We start from the raw sequence: 18,964 nt of genomic DNA, 5'->3' as shown, positions 1-18,964 counted from the left end.
GCTCAGCCTTTCGCTGTGGTCAGTTGTTGCGGAATGCCGCTGATCGAACCGGCGCCCATCGTCAGCACGACGTCGCCGTCACGTGCCACGTTCAGGATGGCGTCGCGCATCTCGGCAATGGACTCGACGAAGATCGGCTCGATCTTGCTGGACGTGCGCAATGCGCGCGCCAGGGCGCGCCCGTCGGCGGCCACGATCGGCGCTTCACCGGCCGGATACACGTCGGCCAGCAGCAGCACGTCCGGCGTGGCCAGCACCTTGACGAAGTCTTCGAACAGGTCGCGCGTGCGGCTGTAGCGGTGCGGCTGGAAGGCCAGCACGAGGCGCCGGCCCGGGTAGGCGGCGCGCGCAGCGGCCAGCGTGACTTCGGTTTCCACCGGGTGGTGGCCGAAATCGTCGACCAGCGTGAAGCTGCCGCCGGACGCCAGCGCCACGTCGCCGTAGCGCGTGAAGCGGCGGCCCACGCCACGAAATTCCAGCAGGCCCTGGGCGGTGGCAGCATCGTCAATGCCGATTTCGCGCGCAATCGCAATCGCCGAGCAGGCATTGAGCACATTGTGCATGCCGGGCTGGTTCAGCACGAACTTCGTGTCCGGGTAGCCTTCCTGGCGCACGGTAAAGTGCATGTGCGTGCCGTCGGCGTAGGCGTCCAGCGCGCGCACTTCGGCTTCTTCTGAGAAACCGTAGGTGGTGACCGGCTTGGTCACCTGCGGCAGGATCTCGCGCACGTGCTTGTCGTCGATGCACAGCATGACGCGGCCGTAGAACGGCAGGCGGTGCGTGAAGTGCACGAACGCCGCCTTGAGCTTCTCGAAGTCGTGCTCGTAGGTTTCCATGTGATCGGCGTCGATGTTCGTGATCACTTCGATCATCGGCGACAGGTTCAGGAACGACGCGTCCGATTCATCGGCTTCGGCCACGATGTAGTCGCCGCTGCCCAGCGCCGCATTGGCGCCGGCGGCGGTCAGGCGGCCACCGATGACGAAGGTCGGATCGAGTCCGCCCTGCGCCAGCACCGACGCGACCAGGCTGGTGGTCGTCGTCTTGCCGTGCGTGCCCGCAATCGCGATACCGCGCTTCAGACGCATCAATTCGCCCAGCATGATCGCGCGCGGCACCACTGGCACCTTGTTGGTACGCGCGGCCACCACTTCCGGGTTGGCTTCGTTCACGGCGGTCGAGGTCACGACGACGTCCGCGCCCGTGACGTGGTCTTCGTGGTGGCCCAGATACACCCTGGCGCCCAGCTCGGCCAGGCGCTGGCTGGCGGCATTGCTGCCCAGGTCCGAGCCCGACACCTGATAGCCGAGATTGAGCAGCACTTCGGCGATGCCGCTCATGCCGCTGCCGCCGATGCCCACGAAGTGGATGTTCTTGATCTTGTGTTTCATGCTGCTTTTACCCTTGCTGCCAGTTGTTCGAGTTCGCGCGCGATCGCCTCGTTGGCGTCGCGCTGGCCGACGCGCGCTGCCGCCTGCGCCATGGCCAGGCACCCTTCGCGCGTCGTTTGCAGCAGGCTTTTCAGCCGCTGCGGATTCAGTTCACCCTGCGGCAGGTGCACGGCCGCGCCTTGCCCGTCCATCCAGATGGCGTTGTCGCGCTGGTGGCTCGTGGTGCTGGCCACGAACGGCACCAGCACGCTGGCCACGCCGGCCGCCGTCAGTTCGGACACCGTGATCGCACCGGCGCGGCAGATCACCAGGTCGGCGTCGGCATACGCCGCCGCCATATTGTCGATGAAGTCGACCACATTGGCCTGCACGCCAGCGCGCGCATACGCGGCGCGCAGCGCATCGATGTTCTTCTTGCCCGACTGGTGCGTGACGACCGGCCGCGCAGCCGGGTCGATCAGGCCCAAGGCTGCCGGCACGCCGTCGTTGAGCACCTTGGCGCCCAGGCTGCCGCCCACGACCAGCACGCGCAGCACGCCTGTGCGGCCAGCGAAGCGTTCGGCGGGCGCTGGCAGATCGAGGATCTGCTGGCGCACCGGGTTGCCCGTGACGACCGCCTTGCCGGCTGCCTTGCCGAAATCGGCCGGGAAGCCGAACAGCACGCGCTGCGCCAATGGCGTGAGCGTTTTGTTCGACAGCAGCAGCGCGGCGTCGGCATTGATCAGGGCCAGCGGGATGCCGGCGGCGCGCGCCATCATGCCGCCCGGCACCGTCACATAACCGCCCATGCCCAGCACCACGTCGGGCCGGCGCGCGGCCAGGTAGCGCCGGCAGGTCGCAAAGGCGGCCGCCATCTTGAGCGCGCCCTTGATGGTGTGCGCCAGGCCCTTGCCGCGCAGGCCGGCGAAGTCGATCGTGTCCATGTCGATGCCGGCTTTCGGCACCAGATCGGTTTCCATGCCGTGCGCGGTGCCCAGCCAGCTCACGTCCCAGCCGCGCGCGCGCATCGTCTGCGCGATCGCGATGCCGGGGAAGATGTGGCCACCGGTGCCGGCGGCCATGATCATCAGTTTTTTGGTCATGTGCGGCCTCCGCGCATGCGCACGCGATTTTCATAATCGATGCGCAGCAGGATCGCCAGGCCGACGCAGTTGAACAGCACGCCCGAACCGCCAAAGCTCATCAAAGGCAAGGTCAGGCCCTTGGTGGGCAACAGGCCCAGGTTCACGCCCATATTGATGAACGTCTGCACGCCAATCCAGATGCCGATGCCTTTCGCGGCCAGGCCGGCGAACACCTGTTCGAGCGCGATCGCCTGGCGGCCGATGTCGAAGGCGCGCTTGACGAGCCAGTAGAACATCGCCACCACGACCAGCACGCCGACCAGGCCCAGTTCTTCGCCGATCACGGCCATGATGAAGTCGGTGTGGGCTTCGGGCAGGTAGAACAGTTTCTCGACCGAGCCACCCAGGCCCACGCCGAAGATCTCGCCGCGCCCGAACGCGATCAGCGAGTGCGTCAGCTGGTACGCCTTGTCCAGTGCATTGCCCTCTTCCCACGGGTTCAGATAGGCGAACATGCGCGCCCGGCGGAACGGCGAGAGCGCGATGATCGCGCTGAAGATCACGACCAGCAGCGCGCCGATGCCGCCGAACCAGATAATGTTGATCCCACCCAGGAACAGGATGCCCATCGCGATGCAGACGATCACGCCGAACGCGCCCAGATCCGGCTCCATCAGCAAGAGGCCACCCACGAGGCCAATGGCAACGACCATCGGCACGAAGCCCTTGGTCAGCTTGTGCATGTACTCTTGCTTGCGCACCGTGAAGTCGGCCGCGTACAGCACCACGGCAATCTTCATGATTTCGGATGGCTGCACCATGAACACCTTGAGCGAGAGCCAGCGGCGCGCGCCGTTGACCGACACGCCCAGGCCCGGAATCAGCACCAGCACCAGCAGCACCAGCGTGCCGATGAAGATCATCGGCGCATGCCGCTGCCAAACCGCGATCGGCACGCGGAACACGATGGCCGCCGCCACCATCGAGACGAGGATATAGACCGCCTGGCGGTACAGGAAGTATTCGTTGCGGTCTTGCAGATAGCGGAATTTCGGCGAATCGGGCAGCGCAATCGACGCCGAGTACACCATCACCATCCCGAACAGCATCAGGAGCAGCGTGACCCAGACCAGCGGCTGGTCGTAATCCATCATTTTGGACGGCCGGCTGCGCCCGTCGACGGTGGCGTCGACAGCATTGCCGGAAAACTTGAAGGGCAGCTGGAAGGCCATCAGATCTCCTGCCCTTTATCGAGTGCGATGTCGCGCACGGTCTCGACGAACACCTGCGCGCGGTGCGCGTAATTGGTGAACATGTCCAGGCTGGCGCACGCAGGGGAAAGCAGTACCGCGTCGCCGGCGCGCGCCAGACCGGCGGCGCGGCGCACTGCCTGCGGCAAGTCGTCGAGGTCGAACGCCGGCACGCCGGTCGCATCGATCGCGGCGCGCACGGCCGGCGCATCGCGGCCGATCAGCAGCACGGCGCGGGCATACGCCGCTACCGGTTGGGCCAGCGGCGAAAAGTCCTGCCCCTTGCCGTCGCCACCGGCGATCAACAGAATTTGCTGGTCGGCGCCGGCAAAGGCCTTGCCCAGGCCCTGCAGCGCAGCGACGGTGGCGCCCACATTGGTGCCCTTGCTGTCGTCGTAATAGTCGACGCCGTCGATGGTGGCCACCAGCTCGACGCGGTGCGGTTCGCCCGCATACTCGCGCAAGCCGTGCAGCAGCGGCGCGAGCGGCAGGCCGCAGGCGCGGCACAGGGCCAGCGCGGCCAGCGCGTTGGCGGCATTGTGCAGGCCGCGAATCTTCAGCGCATCGGCCGGCATCAGGCGGCCCACGATCGCGTCGACCTGTTCGCGGATTTCGCCGCGTTTGAGTTTCTTGTCACTCGCCTCGCCCGCCACGGCATTGGCCAGCCACAGCACGCCGCGCTCGTCGATCAGGCCAAAGCTGTCGGCATCGACCGGTTCATCGGTCCCAAAGGTGAACAGCGGCGCATCGACCGCCATGCGCATCACGCGTGCATCGTCGCGATTCAGGACGCGCACGGTGTCCGGGCCAAAGATGCGCGCCTTGTCGGCTGCGTAGGCATCCATCGTGCCGTGCCAGTCGAGGTGATCCTGGGTCAGGTTCAGCACCGTCGCAGCGTCGGCCTTGAGACTGAACGTTGTATGCAACTGGAAGCTGGACAACTCCAGCACCCAGGCTTGCGGCAGTTCGTTCGCATCGATCGACTCGCGCAGCACGTCCAGTGCGGCCGGGCTGATATTGCCGGCCACGCGCGTAGTCAACCCCGCGCGGCGGCACAGCAGGCCTGTCAGACTGGTCACCGTCGTCTTGCCGTTGGTGCCCGTGATCGCGATGACCTTCGGCGCGTAGCCGCTGCTCTCGCGCAGGTGCGCCAGCGCCTGGGCAAAGAGTTCGATCTCGCCCCAGACGGGGATGTCGCGGGCAGCGGCAGCAGGCATGATGGCGGCCAGCTCGCGGCCAGGTGCCAGGCCCGGGCTGACAGCAACGAAATCGACGCCGTCGAGCAGGTCGGCACCAAATTCGCCAGCGACGAACTGCGCATCCGGCGCGGCCGCGCGCAGCGCCGGCAGGCGTTGCGGTTCAGCGCGCGTATCGGCCACGCGCACGCGTGCGCCACCCCGCGCGAGCCAGTGCGCCATCGCGAGCCCCGATTCACCGAGGCCCAGTACCAGTGCGAGTTTGCCGTCGTAGTTCATCAACGAAGTTTCAATGTAGAGAGGCCAACCAGGATCAGCACGATGGTCACGATCCAGAAGCGGACCACGACCTTGGTTTCGTTCCAGCCCTTTTGTTCAAAGTGGTGGTGCAGCGGCGCCATCAAAAACACGCGGCGGCCGGTGCCATAGCGCTTCTTCGTGTACTTGAACCAGGTCACCTGGATGATCACCGACAGCGTTTCGGCCACGAACACGCCGCCCATGATGAACAGGACGATTTCCTGGCGCACGATGACGGCGATGGTGCCCAGCGCGCCGCCGAGAGCCAGCGCGCCGACGTCGCCCATGAACATCTGGGCCGGGTGCGCGTTGAACCACAGGAAGGCCAGGCCCGCGCCCGCCATCGCGCCGCAGAAGATCAGCAGTTCGCCGGCGCCCGGGATGTACGGGATCAACAGGTATTTCGAGAACGTCACGCTGCCGGTGAGATACGCGAACAGGCCCAGGGCCGCGCCGACCATCACGGTCGGCATGATCGCCAGGCCATCGAGGCCGTCGGTGAAGTTCACGGCATTGGATGCGCCCACGATCACGCAATAGGTCAGCGCGATGAAGCCCCAGACGCCCAGCGGATAGCTGATGGTCTTGAAGAACGGGACGATCAGGTCGGCCTTCGGCGGCAGGCTCATCGAAAAGCCCGACTGCACCCAGGCGTAGAACAGTTGCGCGACTTCCCATGGATTGGCGGCCGAGACCGAGAACGCCAGATAAAGAGCAGATGCGATGCCGATCAGCGACATCCAGAAGTATTTTTCGCGCGAGCGCATGCCTTCCGGGTCCTTGTAGACCACCTTGCGGTAATCGTCGACCCAGCCGACGGCGCCAAAGCCCATCGTCACGACCAGCACTGGCCAGATCAGGCGGTTCGACAGGTCGCACCACAGCAGCGTCGAGATGCCGATCGCGATCAGGACCAGCACGCCGCCCATCGTCGGGGTGCCGTGCTTGGTCAGGTGGCTTTGCGGGCCGTAGGTACGCACGGCCTGGCCGACTTTCAGTTCGGTCAGTTTGCGGATGACGATCGGGCCGGCCACGAGGCCGATGGTGATGGCCGTGATGGTGGCGAACACCGCGCGGAACGTGAGGTAGTTAAACACGCGCAGCGGACCGAGATAGTCCTGAAAGTATTGTGCGAGCCAGAGAAGCATATTAGTGGGCGTCCTTGCCAAGGGGGGTTGATCCGGTCAGGTGCAGGACCACGCGTTCCATTTTCATGAAACGCGAGCCCTTCACCAGCACAGTCGCGTCCGTATTGCTGCCCAGTTTTTTATCCAGTGCTGCCAATAACTCGTCGAACTGCTCGTAATGCTGTGCTCCCGACGCGGCCAGATGGCGCGCCAGCTCGCCCGTCGCGAGCACGGTGTCGATGCCACGCGTGTGTGCGTAAGCCCCGATTTCTTCGTGAAATTCTTTTCCCTGCGCGCCAACTTCGCCCATGTCGCCCACCACCAGGATGCGCGGCGCGGGATACGCGGCCAGCACGTCGATCGCCGCGCGCATCGAATCGGGATTGGCGTTATAGGTGTCGTCGATGACGGTCGCGCCGCCGGCGGTCTGCTTGCGCTGCAGGCGCCCGCCGACCGGTGCGAAGGCCTCGAGGCCGCGCACGATGGCGTCCTGGTCGATGCCAGCGCCGACAGCACAGGCGATCGCGGCCAGCGCGTTGCGCACATTGTGTTCGCCGGCAGCGGCAAGTGTGACTGTGAACGTATTGTCGCCCGCATCTTCAAGACCGTCATTCCCGCGCAGGCGGGAATCCAGGTCAGCATGTGCTGCCACAACCGCATCCGCAGCCGGCTGCTCTGGCAACTTGGGTTCCCGCCTGCGCGGGAACGACGTTGGTTGCGTTGCCGATGTATCGCGCTCGGGCGACGTTGTTACGTGCAGCAGGCTGCCGAAACCATTGCTGGTGTAGCTCGCGCGCACGTCGCATGCTTCGCGCAGGCCGAACGTCAGCACGTCGCACGTCGTCATCCCGCGCCACAGATCCGTGTAGGTGTCGTCGCCCGGGAACACGGCCACGCCGTTTGGCGCGAGGGCTTGCAGCACGGCGCCATTTTCGCGCGCCACCGCTTCCACGGTGTGCATGAATTCCTGGTGCTCGCGCTGCGCATTGTTTACCAGCGCGACCGTCGGCGCGGCGATGGCCGCCAGGCGGGCGATCTCGCCCGGATGGTTCATGCCCAGCTCCACCACCGCCGCGCGATGGGAGGCCGTCAGGCGGAACAGCGTGAGGGGCACGCCGATCTCGTTGTTCAGATTACCCTGCGTGGCCAGGCGCGCTTGTTCGCCCACTGCGGCCGCCAGGATCGACGCGATCATTTCCTTGACCGTCGTCTTGCCGTTGCTGCCGGTGACGCCGATGACGGGCAGAGTGAACCCCGTGCGCCAGGCATGCGCGATGCGGCCCAGCGCCACCAGCGTGTCGGGCACGACGATCGCCGGCAGCGTCCAGCCGTCCGGCAGCGTCGACACCACCACGGCGGCGACGTCGCGCGCCGCGACCTGGTCGAGGAAATCGTGGGCGTCGAACGATTCGCCGCGCAGTGCGACAAACAGCGCGCCGGCGTCGACCTTGCGGCTGTCGGTCGACACGCCGCCAAAGGCGACATCCGCGCCGACGAGGCGCGCGCCGGGAATGGCCGCCACGAGTTGTGCCAGGGTACCGCGCATCAGTGCGTCCTCAACATGGTAAGCCGCGCCGTCAATGCGAGCGAAGCGTGGTCCGTATCCGAAAACGGCATTTTGCGTCCCTTGATTTCCTGGTAGGGCTCATGGCCCTTCCCGGCCAGCAGGATCACGTCCTGCTTGGCCGCCTGTTTCACGGCCAGTAGAATGGCCGACGCGCGGTCTTCCACCGTCTGCAGGCGCGAGTCCGGGGCATTGGCATCCATCCCCGCCACGATCTGGGCGATGATGGCCGCTGGTTCTTCGCTGCGCGGGTTGTCGCTGGTGACCAGCACCTGGTCGGCGGCCTGCGCGATGCGGCCCATCTGCGGGCGCTTGCCCGGGTCACGGTCGCCCCCGCAGCCAAACACGCACCACAGCTGGCCGCCGCGGTCGGCCGCCACCTGGCGCAGCGCGTCCAGGGTTTTTTCCAGCGCGTCCGGCGTGTGCGCGTAGTCGATCACGACCATCGGCGCATCCTGCCCGCCCATCTGCTGCATGCGGCCCGGCGCCGGAACCAGCGATTCAATCGCCTCGACTGCGCTTTTGAGCGCCACGCCGCGCGCCAGCAAGGCGCCCAGCACCGCCAGCGTATTGCTCACGTTGTAGTTGCCCACCAGGCGGCTGCGGATGGTCGCACTGCCTGCCGGCGTCTCGACCTGGCATTCGGTGCCGGCGTTCTTGCTGCGCATGCCGCTCGCGCGCAGCACGGCCACGCCATCCGGTGCAGCAGCCGTTGCGTCGAGCGTGTAGCCGGTGACCGCCAGCGCCGGGAAGTTGGCGCGCAGATGCGCCACCAGGCGCTGTCCGGCTGCGTCGTCGAGGTTCACGATCGCGTGCTTCAGCCCCGGCCACTCGAACAGCTTGACCTTGGCCGCTTCGTAGCTGGCCATGTCGCCATGGAAGTCGAGGTGGTCGCGCGTCAGGTTCGTGAAGATCGCCACGTCGACATGCATCCCGGCCGTGCGCTGCTGCACCAGGCCGATGGACGAGGCTTCGATCGCCAGCGCCGTGACGCCCTTGCCGTTCAGCTCCGCCAGCGTCTGTGCCAGCAGCACCGCGTCCGGCGTCGTGTAGCCGGTGACGTCGAACTGCGCTTCGGTCTTTGCCTTGGGCGCGATGACGCCCACGCCCAGCGTGCCGATTACGCCGGCGGTCTCGCCCAGGCGCGCCAGCGCTTGCGCGGTCCACAGCGCGCACGAGGTCTTGCCGTTGGTGCCGGTGACGGCGACGGTGAACATCGCGCTGTCCGGCTGGCCCAGCACCGCATGCGCGATCGGGCCGGCCAGCTGCTTGAGGCCGGCCACGGCCAGGTGCGGCGTCGTGACGGTGTCAGGCCAGGTGAAGTCCTGATCGTCATACACGATGGCGGCGGCGCCCGCGTCGGCAGCCGCGCCGATGAAGCGGCGGCCATCCTGCGCATCGCCCGGGTAGGCAAAGAACACGTCGCCCGGCTGCACGCGACGCGAGTCGGAAACGAGACCCCCGCCCGGTGCGGCGGCGGCGATCCAGCTGCGGATGTCGTTCAGGTCTGGGCTCATCACATGCTCTCCTCGAGTGGGACTTCCGGAATGATGATGTCCGTGATGGAGGAATCGGGCGGCACGTTGGCCGCGCGCAGCGCGCTGGCAAACAGGTCGGCGGCCGTCGGTGCGGCGACGCTACCGCCGGTGCGCAGGGCGCCGCTCGGATCGTCGACCATCACGGCGATGATGAAGCGCGGCTTGGACATCGGCCCGATGCCGGCGAAATAGCCGATATTGTTGGTGCGCGAGTAGCGGCCGTTGACGAGCTTTTCGGCCGTACCCGTCTTGCCGCCAATGCGGTAGCCGGCGACCTGCGCTTTGGACGCCGTGCCCTGCGGGCCGACCACCGATTCGAGCATCGTGCGCACCTGCGCTGCGGTCTTGGGCGAAATCACCTGCTGGCCGACCGGCTCTTCGTTGACCTTCACGAACGACAGCGGAATGATGTCGCCGTTGCGGGCGAAGATCATGTACGAGCGCGCCATCTGCAGCAGCGAGACCGACAGGCCGTGGCCAAAGGCCATGTTCGCGTACTCGATCGGGCGCCACGATTTCCATGGCCGCACGCGGCCGGCGGTCGCGCCCGGGAAGCCGAAGCGCGGCGCCTGGCCGTAGCCGACCTTGGTGTACATCTCCCACATTTCCTGCGGCGGGATGCGCTGCGACACCTTGACGGCGCCGATATTCGACGACTTCTGGATGATGCCGCTGACCGTCTGCACGCCGTAGTTGTGGGTATCGCGAATGCGCTTGCCGGTGATCGTCATCCAGCCCGGGTTGTTGTCGAACACCGTGTCGGGCGTGATGCGGCCCGTGTCCAGGCCCAGGCCGATGGTGATCGGCTTGATCGTCGAACCTGGCTCGAACGTGTCGGTGATGACGCGGTTGCGCAGCTGCTCGCCGGTCAGCTTGGAACGGTCATTCGGGTTGTAGGTCGGGTAGTTCGCCAGCGCCAGCACCTCGCCCGTGTGCACGTCGAGCACCACGGCGGCGCCGGCCTTCGCATTGAACTTCTCGACGGCGTTCTTGATGCTGGTGAACGCAATGTACTGCAGCTTGCTGTCGACCGACAGCGTCAGGTCGCGGCCCTGGTGCGGTTCGCGGAACATGCCGAGATCCTCGGCAATGTGGCCCAGGCGGTCCTTGATCACACGGCGGCTGCCAGGCACGCCCATCAGGGTTTTCTGGTGTTGCAGCTCCATGCCTTCCTGGCCCTTGTCTTCCACGTTGGTGAAACCGACCAGGTGGGTAACGACTTCGCCCTGCGGGTAGAAGCGCTTGTATTCCTTGCGCGTGTCGAGGCCATTGATCTTGAGCTTCTCGATTTCGGCGATCACCGGCATTTCGACCTGGCGTTTCAGGTAGACGAAGGTGCGGTCCGAGTCGAGCTTCTTGCGGATGTCGGCTTCGGGCATGCCCAGCAGCTTGGCCAGTGCCGTGATTTTTTCTGGCGGCGAGGCCAGCACGTCTTCGGGGATCGCCCACACGGCGCGCACCGGCAGCGACGTGGCCAGCACGGCGCCGTTGCGGTCGAGGATGCGGCCACGCGTGGCCGGCAGTTCGAGCGTGCGCTCGTAGCGGCTCTTGCCCTGGCTTTGCAGGAACTGGTTCGATACGCCCTGCAGCCAGACGGCGCGCGCGCCCAGTGCGGCGAACGACGCGAACAGGACGAACAGCACCATGCGCGAGCGCCAGTCAGGCAGGCGCACCGCGAGCACCGGGCTCTTGGTGAATGCAACGCCCTTCGAGGCAGCAACGCGTGCGCCGGATTTGGAAGCACCGCGCGTCATGGGGCGCCTTCGGTCAGGTATTGGGTACGGGCGGGCGTGAGCGGCGCCATATTCAGTTCGGAACGGGCGATCTGCTCGATGCGATCGTTCTTGGCCAGGCGCGACTGGTCGAGCTGGAGCTGGTCCCAGTCGACGTCGAGCTGGCGCGCATGCTGCTGCAGGCGTTCGAGTTCGATCAGCAAATGGCGCGCCTGATAGCGGGCATTGACGACCGACAGCGCGCAGCCGACCAGCAGCGTGGTAAGAAACACATTGACCTTCACGCTCATGTCGGCGTTCCCAGGCGTTCGGCGACGCGCAGCACGGCCGAGCGCGAGCGCGGGTTGTCCGACACTTCGGCATCCGATGGCTTGATCTTCGTGATCAGCTTCATCAACGGCTGCGGCAAATCGACGGCGCGAATCGGCAGGCGCCGGTCAGGCTGTTCGACATTGGCTTTGGATGCGAAGAACTGCTTGACCATGCGGTCTTCCAGCGAGTGAAAGCTGATCACCGACATGCGGGCGCCGGGCGCGAGCATGCTGTAGGCAGCGGTCAACCCCGCTTCGAGGTCTTCAAGCTCTTGATTGATGAAAATCCGGATAGCCTGAAAGGTCCTGGTTGCCGGATCCTTGCCTTTCTCCCTGCTTTTGACCGTGCTTGCCACGATTGCGGCAAGCTGTCGTGTGCTTGAAATTGGTTCGACTGCGCGGCGAGCAACAATCGCCTTTGCAATCTGAAAAGCAAACCGCTCTTCTCCATAATTGCGTATCACCTTTTCCAAATGGTTTTGCTCTGCCGTCGCGACCCATTCGGCCGCCGACATGCCGCGCGTGGTGTCCATGCGCATGTCGAGGGGGCCGTCCTGGCGGAAGCTGAAGCCGCGGCTGGCGTCGTCAACCTGGGGCGACGAAATGCCCAGGTCAAGCAGGATGCCGTCGACCTGATGAATGCCGCGCGCGGCAAGCGCGTCGGCCATCGTGGCAAAGCTGTCGTGAACAATGCTGAAACGCGGATCGTTGATCTGCTCCGCGGTTGCAATGGCTTGCGGGTCCTTGTCGAACGCGATCAGGCGCCCTTCCGGCGCCAGGCGCGACAGCAGCAGGCGGCTGTGACCGCCGCGACCGAAGGTCCCGTCTATATACGTACCGGCAGCACGTGCGCCGGTCAACTCGAGCGCATCGACTGCCTCGTCAAGTAGCACCGTGCGATGCTGATAATCAGGCACCGTCAAAGAATCCGTCATCGGCGCCTCAGAAAGAAAAATTGGAAAGTACATCCGGCATGCCGCCAGCCACAGCTGCGGCCTCGTCCTCGGCCAGTTTGGCGGCGTTCCAGATTTCGAAGTGGCTGCCCATACCGAGCATCATCACTTCCTTCTCGAGCCCGACTGCAGCGCGCAGCTCGGGGGAGATCAGGATCCGTCCGGCGCTGTCGAGCTCGACATCGACGGCATTGCCAAGGAAAATACGCTGCCACGAACGGGCCGACATCGGCCAGGCGGCGATCTGCTTGCGATGCTCTTCCCACACCGGGCGCGGAAAGAACAACAGGCAGCCCTGTGGGTGCTTGGTCAGCGTGACGCGACCTTCGCACTGAAGTCTCAGGGCGTCACGATGCTTGGCTGGAATGGACATCCGCCCTTTTGCATCGAGGTTGATCGCTGACGCGCCCTGGAACACGTAAATGCCTAGCTTGGAGAATTCGGTTGGTCGTTGTTGTCTGGCGCCGGGATCTGGATTTCTTCCCACAAATCGACACTTTTTCACACTGTTTCCCACTTTAGTGGAAGCAATGTTGACGGTCAAGCGAAATCCCAACCGTGCTTTCCTAATTTTGCCAATGAAACCAATGACTTAGGTGCATGTTTGGGGTACTCGACAATTCAAAATATTCCTTTAAATTAGGGACTTAGCCGTCACAGTGAAGGTCGGGCCTCATTCCGCAACCACATATTTACGTTTGTGCAAGCGCAAGGCAAAGAATAAGATTGACGTAAAGTAACAACCAGCGTGTGTTTGAAACCACTGTACGGGCATCCAGCACTCTGATGCACCCCAAGAACTTGCCAATGCGCTATGCTCCGATTTGACGTCACCGGATAACAACTTTTGGTTTAAGGAATGCTTCATTTATCCGGTTAACTATTTTGACTTTGGGAAACTTAAAACGTAACATCAGTAAATATGAAAAATTCTCCCGACTTGCAGCCGGCAGCACCGTACAACGCCGCCGACTTTTGCTCGACCAAGGAGGCGGCCGCAGTCCTTGGCGTGTCGCATCGCACGGTGCAACTGTGGGTGGAGAGCGGTACGCTGCAAGCGTGGCGCACGGCCGGCGGCCACCGCCGCATCACGCTGGAATCGGTCAACCGCCTGGTCGAAGGGCGTCGCGTTGCCATCGCCGCGCACGCGCCGCCACCGGCCGCGCCAGCCGCTCCGGCGTCATCGACGCGGCGCGTGCTGGTGGTGGACGATGATCCCCTGATGCTGCGCCTGTACGAACTCGAAATGGCCGGCTGGGGCATGGACCTGGACGTGGTCAAGGCCAACAACGGCTTCGAGGCCCTGATCCGCATTGGCGAAGAGCGTCCCGACCTGCTGGTGAGCGACCTGAACATGCCGGGCATGGATGGGTTCCGCATGATCCGCACGCTGCGCGAAGACAGTGGCAGCGCCGGCATGAGCATGATCGTGGTCAGCGGCCTGGACCGTGCAACGATCAAGGCGATGGGCTTGCCGGCCGATATTCCGGTGTTCCCGAAACCGGTGCCGTTTGGCGAATTGCGCGCCGCTGTTGAACACGGTCTGGCGCGCGCTTGATCAGCAACTGAACTGCTATGCTCGGCGCATCGACGCGCCTTTCATGCCAGCCCATCCATGACCGCCACCCTGGCCTCCATGCCGATCCTGCCGATCTTGCCTGCCCTGCCTACCCTGCCTGTCTTGCGGTGCGACTGGGCCAGGGCCATCAGCCCCTATTCACGGCAGGAGCACGGCGATGCCCACTAACACCATTCTTGTCGTCGATGACCAGGACGAACTGCGCCTGCTGATCTCACTGAGCCTGCAGGCATTGGGCCGCATCGTCGAAGCGGCCAACGCCGAACAGGCGCTTGCCCTGTTTGCGGCCGAGCGGCCCGACGTCGTCATGCTCGATATCTGGCTCGGCCCCGGCGAGAGCGGCCTCGACGTCTGCGCGCGACTGCGGCAGGATCCGGCCAATGCCGGCGTCAAGATCGTGCTGCTGTCGGCCTGCGGCCAGCAAAGCGATGTCGCAGCTGGCATGGATGCCGGCGCCGATCTGTACATCGTCAAGCCGTTCAGCCCGATCGGACTGATCGACGCGGTATCGGGATTGCTGGCGAGTCTTCCGGAAAACACAGCCTGATATTTCTTTATTGAAATTAATATTGCTTTTAGAGACTATTCTCTAATTCAGTAAAAACCCGTAAAAACGACAACTGTTTTTATCTTTATCGTAACTATCCAGCTTCGTGTTGTCGATCTGCGAAACACATCCCGTCGAACCGGCAAGTAAATACGATCAAACCAGAAATACCGCTAAATCCTTTCCTCTTAGCGTTGCACACTGCGTTCGCCCACGGCTTTGCCGATGTGGCTATGATGGTCTTCATCGATCATCTACCGGCTAGTTGCCCACCACAAAGCATGTCGCGCTCCCTCCGTTTCCTTGCTGCTCTCCTGGCCACCGCTACCCTGACCTTGCCGGTCGGTGCCGATGCGCACGTTGTGTCGGCAAGCTTCGAAGCGCGCCTGACGATCGTGGCCACCTGCTCGGTCAGTGCCGGCGCCGCCGTGCAGGTGCAGTGCGCCAGCCCGGCCACGCCGTATCTTCTCGATGCCCCGGCCGCGCCATCGCTGCGCAGCGCCGGCCCGGACGCCGGCCGCGTCACCGTCTACTTCTGACGCTTCCTGCGCAGCCTCTGCTGCGCCAGATACTTTTGTTATTTGCTTATCAGCTTTTGTTCGTAGGGCGCACTCGCCCCGCACCGGATAATGCCAGCTGAATACGTCTTGCCGCGCCAGTGGCAGCAGATCGCACCGCCTGCCGCAGCGCGCCCGGCGATCGCGTTAGAATCAACGACCCAACGTCTACCCAAGAGAGCCGCCATGTCCCGACTGACCCTGCACACCCAAGAAACCGCCCCCGAAGGCAGCCGCCCATTCGTCGACAAAGCCGTCGCCAACAATGGCTTCCTGCCAAACCTGATCGGCGTGCTGGCCAATTCGCCGCAAGCGCTGCAAACCTATATGACCGTCTCGGGCATCAATGCCGAAACGAGCCTGACGCTGGCCGAGCGCGAAGTGGTGCAGATCACCGCCGCGCGCATCCACGGCTGCGATTTCTGCATCGCCGGCCACACCGCCATCGCGCTCAAAAAAGCCCAGCTGCCCGTGGAGACCGTGCGCGCGCTGCAGCAAGGCGCCGACACCGGCGACGCCCGCCTCGACGCCGTGCGCCTGTTTGCAGACGCCGTGATTGCCACCCGCGGCGCCGTCGACGATGCGGCCTGGCGCGCATTCCAGGCTGCGGGCTACAACGAGCAGCAGGCGCTCGAGGTGGTACTGGGCATCAGCCTGGCCACGCTGTGCAACTTTGCCAATTCGCTGGCCGGCAGCGCGATCAACCCGCAGCTGCAACCCTTCGCCAGCGGAGCGATCTGATGGTCGGCGGCGAACACGCCACCGCGCTGTCGACCGACCTGCAGGCCTGGCTGCAGGCCAATGCCGATACGCTCGACACGACGCCTGACCTGGCGCACGAAATCGTGCCGCGCCTGGCCGGCGCCGGCCTGTTCGCCATCGGCGTGCCGGAATCGCTCGGCGGCGCGGGCGGCGCCACGACCGACGCCATCGAGGCCATCGCCGCCGTGGCCGGGCATTCGCTCGCCGCGTCGTTCGTGTTCTGGGGCCAGCGCACCTTCATCGAATACCTGCTGCAAAGCCCGAACGACGCGCTGCGCACGCGCTGGCTGGGCCCATTGATGCGCGGCGACTATGCCGGCGCCACGGGCCTGTCGAATGCGATGAAATTTTTGTCCGGGATCGAGTCGCTGCAGATCACCGCCACGCCGGTCGACGACGGCTGGCAGCTGGACGGGGCGCTGGCCTGGATCACCAACCTGCGCAAGGAAGGCTTCATCGCCGCCGCCGCCGTCAATTCGGCGGGCGACCTGCCGCCGGCGGTCGTCGCGTTCGTCAGCGATCGCGCCGGCGTGGCGCGCAGCAGCGACCTCGAACTCATGGCGCTGCGCGGCAGTAATACGGCCGCCGTGAAGCTGGGCGCCGTGCCGATCGGCGCCGATGACGTGCTGCACCCGAACGCGCGCGCCTGGTTGCCGGGCGTGCGGCCGTCGTTCCTCGGCCTGCAATGCGGCATGTCGATCGGCCTGGCGCGCGCCAGCCTGCGCGCGGCCCATGCGCTGGCGGGCGCCGCGCGCGGTCCCCTGCTCGCGCGCATCGAGGCCGAACAGGCCGCGCTCGAAGAACACGTAAGCGCGCTGAAGGCCGGCGTGACCGATGGCCGCTTCAAGACTGCGGCCGCGCCAATGTTCCGGCTGCGCATCGCGCTGGCGGCGAACGTCGCGCAGGCGGTCATGCTCGAACTGCAGGCCAGCGGTGGCCGCGCCTACCTGGTGGACCGCGACCGCAGCTTCGCGCGCCGCTGGCGCGAGTCGGCATTTGTCCCGATCATCACGCCGAGCGTGACGCAGCTGGAGGCCGAACTGCAAAAACAGGCCGCAGCATGAGCGGGCAGAACCCGACCGTCGCGCTGGCGGCCAGCAATCTGCGCATCGGCTATGGCGGGCGCACCGTCGTCGACGACATCACGCTGGGCGTGGACAAGCGCGAAATCGTGTGCCTGCTCGGCGGCAGTGGATGCGGCAAATCGACGCTGCTGCGCGGGCTGGCCGGCCTGTCCAGCCCGCAGGCCGGCAGCGTGCATTTTCTCGGCGCGCCGCTGCTGCAGCCGCATCCGCGCGCCGCGCTCGTGTTCCAGCAACCGAGCCTGCTGCCGTGGCTGAACGTCGAAGGCAATGTCGGCTTCGGCCTGGATTTCGCGCGCCAGCCGGCCATTGCGCGCGACGCGCGCACCGCGCGGGTGCGGCAAGCCATCGACGCTGTCGGCCTGGCCGGCCGCGCCAATGCCTACCCGGCGCAGCTCTCCGGTGGCCAGGCCCAGCGCGTGGCCCTGGCCCGCGCACTGGCACGCGAACCCGAGCTGCTGTTTGCCGACGAACCGTTTTCGGCGCTCGACGCCATCACCCGCGCCGAGATGCAGACGCTGCTCGTCGAACTGGTGCACCGCTGGCACACCGCCGTGCTGCTGGTCACGCACGATATCGATGAAGCGATCCTGGTCGCCGACCGCATCCTGCTGATGGCCGGCCAGCCGGGACGCATCGTGCGCGAATGGCGCGTCGACCTGCCGCGCCCGCGCGAAGAACACGCTGCCGGCGTGGTCGCACTGCGCCTCGACATCCTGCAGGCGCTGCGCGCCGGCGCCCCGGTCTCTGCCTCGCCCGAACACCATAACAAGGACAATCCATGACCAACCCGATCCACATCTGCGCTTCCTCCGACTGCGATTGCGGCATGACCCGGCGCGATTTCCTGCGCATGTCGGCCCTCTCGGGCGCGGCGGCCGCATCGCCGCTGCTGTTCGCGGGCGACGCCATGGCGCAGAACTTCAAGGGCGACGACCAGCCGGTGAAAATCGGCTACCTGCCGATCACCGACGCCGCGCCGCTGCTGGTGGCGCATGGCCGCAAGCTGTTCGAAGCACAGGGCCTGAAAGTCGAGACCCCACGGCTGTTTCGCAGCTGGGCACAGATCATCGAGGCGTTCGTGGCCGGCCAGGTCAATGTGATTCACCTGCTGTCGCCGGCCACGCTGTTCGTGCGCTACGGCGCGAAATTCCCGGCCAAGGTCGTGGCCTGGAACCACATCAACGGTTCGGCCCTGACGGTGCAGAACGAGATCAACTCGGTTGCCGACCTGGGCGGCAAGACGGTCGCGATCCCGTTCTGGTATTCGATCCACAACATCCTGCTGCAGAAAATCCTCGGCGCGAACAAGCTCACCGTGGTCACGCGTGCGCGCGGCGCCGCCATCAAGCCCAATGAAGTCAATCTGATCGTGCTGTCGCCGTCCGAGATGGTGTCGGCGCTGGCGACCAAATCGATCGCCGGCTTCATCGTGGCTGAGCCATTCAATGCCGCGGCCGAAAACGCCCGCATCGGCAAGGTGCTGCGCTTCTCGGGCGACGTCTGGAAAAACCACGCCTGCTGCGTGACCTTCCTGGCCGAGCGCGACCTGACCGACAAGCCGGAATGGTCGCAGCGCGTCACCAATGCCATCGTCAATGCACAGCTCTGGTCGCGCTCGAACCAGATCGACACGGCCCGGCTGCTGTCGAACGCCGGTCCGAACCGCTACACGCCGCACCCGTTGCAGGCGCTGACGAAAGTGCTGGCCACCACTGACTACACCGACTACGAAAAGCGCGGCATCGTCGCGCACCCGGCGTGGAAACAGCGCCGCATCGACTTCCAGCCGTTCCCGTTCGCCTCGTACACCGAGGAACTGGTGCGCGCCATCGGCCAGACCAAGGTCGAAGGCGACACGGCCTTCCTGGCCAAGCTCGATCCGAAGTTTGTCGCGCGCGACCTCATCGATGACCGCTTCGTGCGCAAGTCGATCGGGCTGGCGGGTGGCCCGGGCGCGTTCGGCCTGCCGGCGAATCTGCTGCGCACCGAAACGATCGCGGTCTGACG

At 65.3% G+C, this 18,964-nt stretch carries 18 protein-coding genes; 7 read left to right on the top strand and 11 right to left on the bottom strand.

Annotation, left to right across the window (positions count from 1 at the left end; all coding sequences use genetic code 11):
- Positions 1 to 2: 2 nt before the first annotated feature.
- The 11 genes from murC to mraZ are packed head-to-tail and all read right to left on the bottom strand — an operon-like array spanning position 3 to position 12,845.
- Positions 3 to 1,391 carry a UDP-N-acetylmuramate--L-alanine ligase gene (gene murC, locus ACZ0AJ_RS01495; RefSeq protein WP_499453503.1) on the bottom strand — a complete coding sequence of 463 codons (1,389 nt, stop codon included), beginning with the start codon at positions 1,389 to 1,391 and terminating at the stop codon, positions 3 to 5.
- Entirely contained in the window at positions 1,388 to 2,473 is a 1,086-nt protein-coding gene (murG, locus tag ACZ0AJ_RS01490) for an undecaprenyldiphospho-muramoylpentapeptide beta-N-acetylglucosaminyltransferase (protein WP_499453501.1), read from the bottom strand. The genes murC and murG overlap by 4 nt, the downstream gene beginning before the upstream one ends.
- On the bottom strand, positions 2,470 to 3,687 hold the full coding sequence (gene ftsW / locus ACZ0AJ_RS01485; RefSeq protein WP_258836519.1) for a putative lipid II flippase FtsW: 1,218 nt from the start codon (positions 3,685 to 3,687) through the stop codon (positions 2,470 to 2,472). The genes murG and ftsW overlap by 4 nt, the downstream gene beginning before the upstream one ends.
- A complete protein-coding gene (gene murD, locus ACZ0AJ_RS01480; RefSeq protein ID WP_499453499.1) occupies positions 3,687 to 5,180 on the bottom strand; it encodes a UDP-N-acetylmuramoyl-L-alanine--D-glutamate ligase in 1,494 nt (497 codons plus the stop codon). Before murD ends, ftsW begins: the two co-directional genes overlap by 1 nt.
- On the bottom strand, positions 5,180 to 6,349 hold the full coding sequence (gene mraY / locus ACZ0AJ_RS01475; protein ID WP_183557206.1) for a phospho-N-acetylmuramoyl-pentapeptide-transferase: 1,170 nt from the start codon (positions 6,347 to 6,349) through the stop codon (positions 5,180 to 5,182). Before mraY ends, murD begins: the two co-directional genes overlap by 1 nt.
- 1 nt (position 6,350) lies before the next feature.
- The gene (locus ACZ0AJ_RS01470) at positions 6,351 to 7,874 is read right to left on the bottom strand and encodes a UDP-N-acetylmuramoyl-tripeptide--D-alanyl-D-alanine ligase (protein WP_499453497.1); all 1,524 of its coding nucleotides are present in this window, start codon (positions 7,872 to 7,874) and stop codon (positions 6,351 to 6,353) included.
- On the bottom strand, positions 7,874 to 9,409 hold the full coding sequence (locus tag ACZ0AJ_RS01465) for a UDP-N-acetylmuramoyl-L-alanyl-D-glutamate--2,6-diaminopimelate ligase (protein ID WP_499453495.1): 1,536 nt from the start codon (positions 9,407 to 9,409) through the stop codon (positions 7,874 to 7,876). Before ACZ0AJ_RS01465 ends, ACZ0AJ_RS01470 begins: the two co-directional genes overlap by 1 nt.
- The gene (locus ACZ0AJ_RS01460) at positions 9,409 to 11,184 is read right to left on the bottom strand and encodes a peptidoglycan D,D-transpeptidase FtsI family protein (protein ID WP_183557196.1); all 1,776 of its coding nucleotides are present in this window, start codon (positions 11,182 to 11,184) and stop codon (positions 9,409 to 9,411) included. Before ACZ0AJ_RS01460 ends, ACZ0AJ_RS01465 begins: the two co-directional genes overlap by 1 nt.
- Positions 11,181 to 11,453: a cell division protein FtsL gene (ftsL, locus tag ACZ0AJ_RS01455; RefSeq protein WP_183557193.1), complete on the bottom strand. Its 273-nt coding sequence runs from the start codon at positions 11,451 to 11,453 to the stop codon at positions 11,181 to 11,183. The genes ACZ0AJ_RS01460 and ftsL overlap by 4 nt, the downstream gene beginning before the upstream one ends.
- Positions 11,450 to 12,409: a 16S rRNA (cytosine(1402)-N(4))-methyltransferase RsmH gene (rsmH, locus tag ACZ0AJ_RS01450; protein ID WP_499453492.1), complete on the bottom strand. Its 960-nt coding sequence runs from the start codon at positions 12,407 to 12,409 to the stop codon at positions 11,450 to 11,452. The genes ftsL and rsmH overlap by 4 nt, the downstream gene beginning before the upstream one ends.
- Positions 12,410 to 12,416: 7 nt before the next feature.
- Positions 12,417 to 12,845: a division/cell wall cluster transcriptional repressor MraZ gene (gene mraZ, locus ACZ0AJ_RS01445; RefSeq protein ID WP_499456699.1), complete on the bottom strand. Its 429-nt coding sequence runs from the start codon at positions 12,843 to 12,845 to the stop codon at positions 12,417 to 12,419.
- A 504-nt stretch (positions 12,846 to 13,349) separates the two neighbouring features.
- Here mraZ and ACZ0AJ_RS01440 point away from each other — a divergent pair.
- From ACZ0AJ_RS01440 to ACZ0AJ_RS01410, 7 genes are all read left to right on the top strand, one after another.
- Positions 13,350 to 13,985, top strand: a complete 636-nt coding sequence (locus ACZ0AJ_RS01440; protein WP_499453490.1) for a response regulator — start codon at positions 13,350 to 13,352, stop codon at positions 13,983 to 13,985.
- 178 nt (positions 13,986 to 14,163) lie between these two features.
- On the top strand, positions 14,164 to 14,553 hold the full coding sequence (locus ACZ0AJ_RS01435) for a response regulator transcription factor (RefSeq protein WP_499453488.1): 390 nt from the start codon (positions 14,164 to 14,166) through the stop codon (positions 14,551 to 14,553).
- 281 nt (positions 14,554 to 14,834) lie between these two features.
- Positions 14,835 to 15,092, top strand: coding sequence for a hypothetical protein (locus ACZ0AJ_RS01430; protein ID WP_499453486.1), 258 nt, complete (start codon positions 14,835 to 14,837; stop codon positions 15,090 to 15,092).
- 204 nt (positions 15,093 to 15,296) lie between these two features.
- A complete protein-coding gene (locus ACZ0AJ_RS01425) occupies positions 15,297 to 15,851 on the top strand; it encodes a carboxymuconolactone decarboxylase family protein (RefSeq protein ID WP_499453484.1) in 555 nt (184 codons plus the stop codon).
- Entirely contained in the window at positions 15,851 to 16,936 is a 1,086-nt protein-coding gene (locus ACZ0AJ_RS01420) for an acyl-CoA dehydrogenase family protein (RefSeq protein ID WP_499453482.1), read from the top strand. The genes ACZ0AJ_RS01425 and ACZ0AJ_RS01420 overlap by 1 nt, the downstream gene beginning before the upstream one ends.
- Positions 16,933 to 17,739: an ABC transporter ATP-binding protein gene (locus ACZ0AJ_RS01415; protein ID WP_499453480.1), complete on the top strand. Its 807-nt coding sequence runs from the start codon at positions 16,933 to 16,935 to the stop codon at positions 17,737 to 17,739. The genes ACZ0AJ_RS01420 and ACZ0AJ_RS01415 overlap by 4 nt, the downstream gene beginning before the upstream one ends.
- Positions 17,736 to 18,962, top strand: coding sequence for an ABC transporter substrate-binding protein (locus ACZ0AJ_RS01410; RefSeq protein ID WP_499453478.1), 1,227 nt, complete (start codon positions 17,736 to 17,738; stop codon positions 18,960 to 18,962). Before ACZ0AJ_RS01415 ends, ACZ0AJ_RS01410 begins: the two co-directional genes overlap by 4 nt.
- The last annotated feature ends 2 nt before the right edge of the window (positions 18,963 to 18,964 follow it).

Source organism: Telluria sp. AC161, from assembly GCF_979258535.1.
The sequence above is the reverse complement of the archived record's forward strand: the minus strand, read 5'-3'. Positions and strand labels throughout refer to the sequence as shown.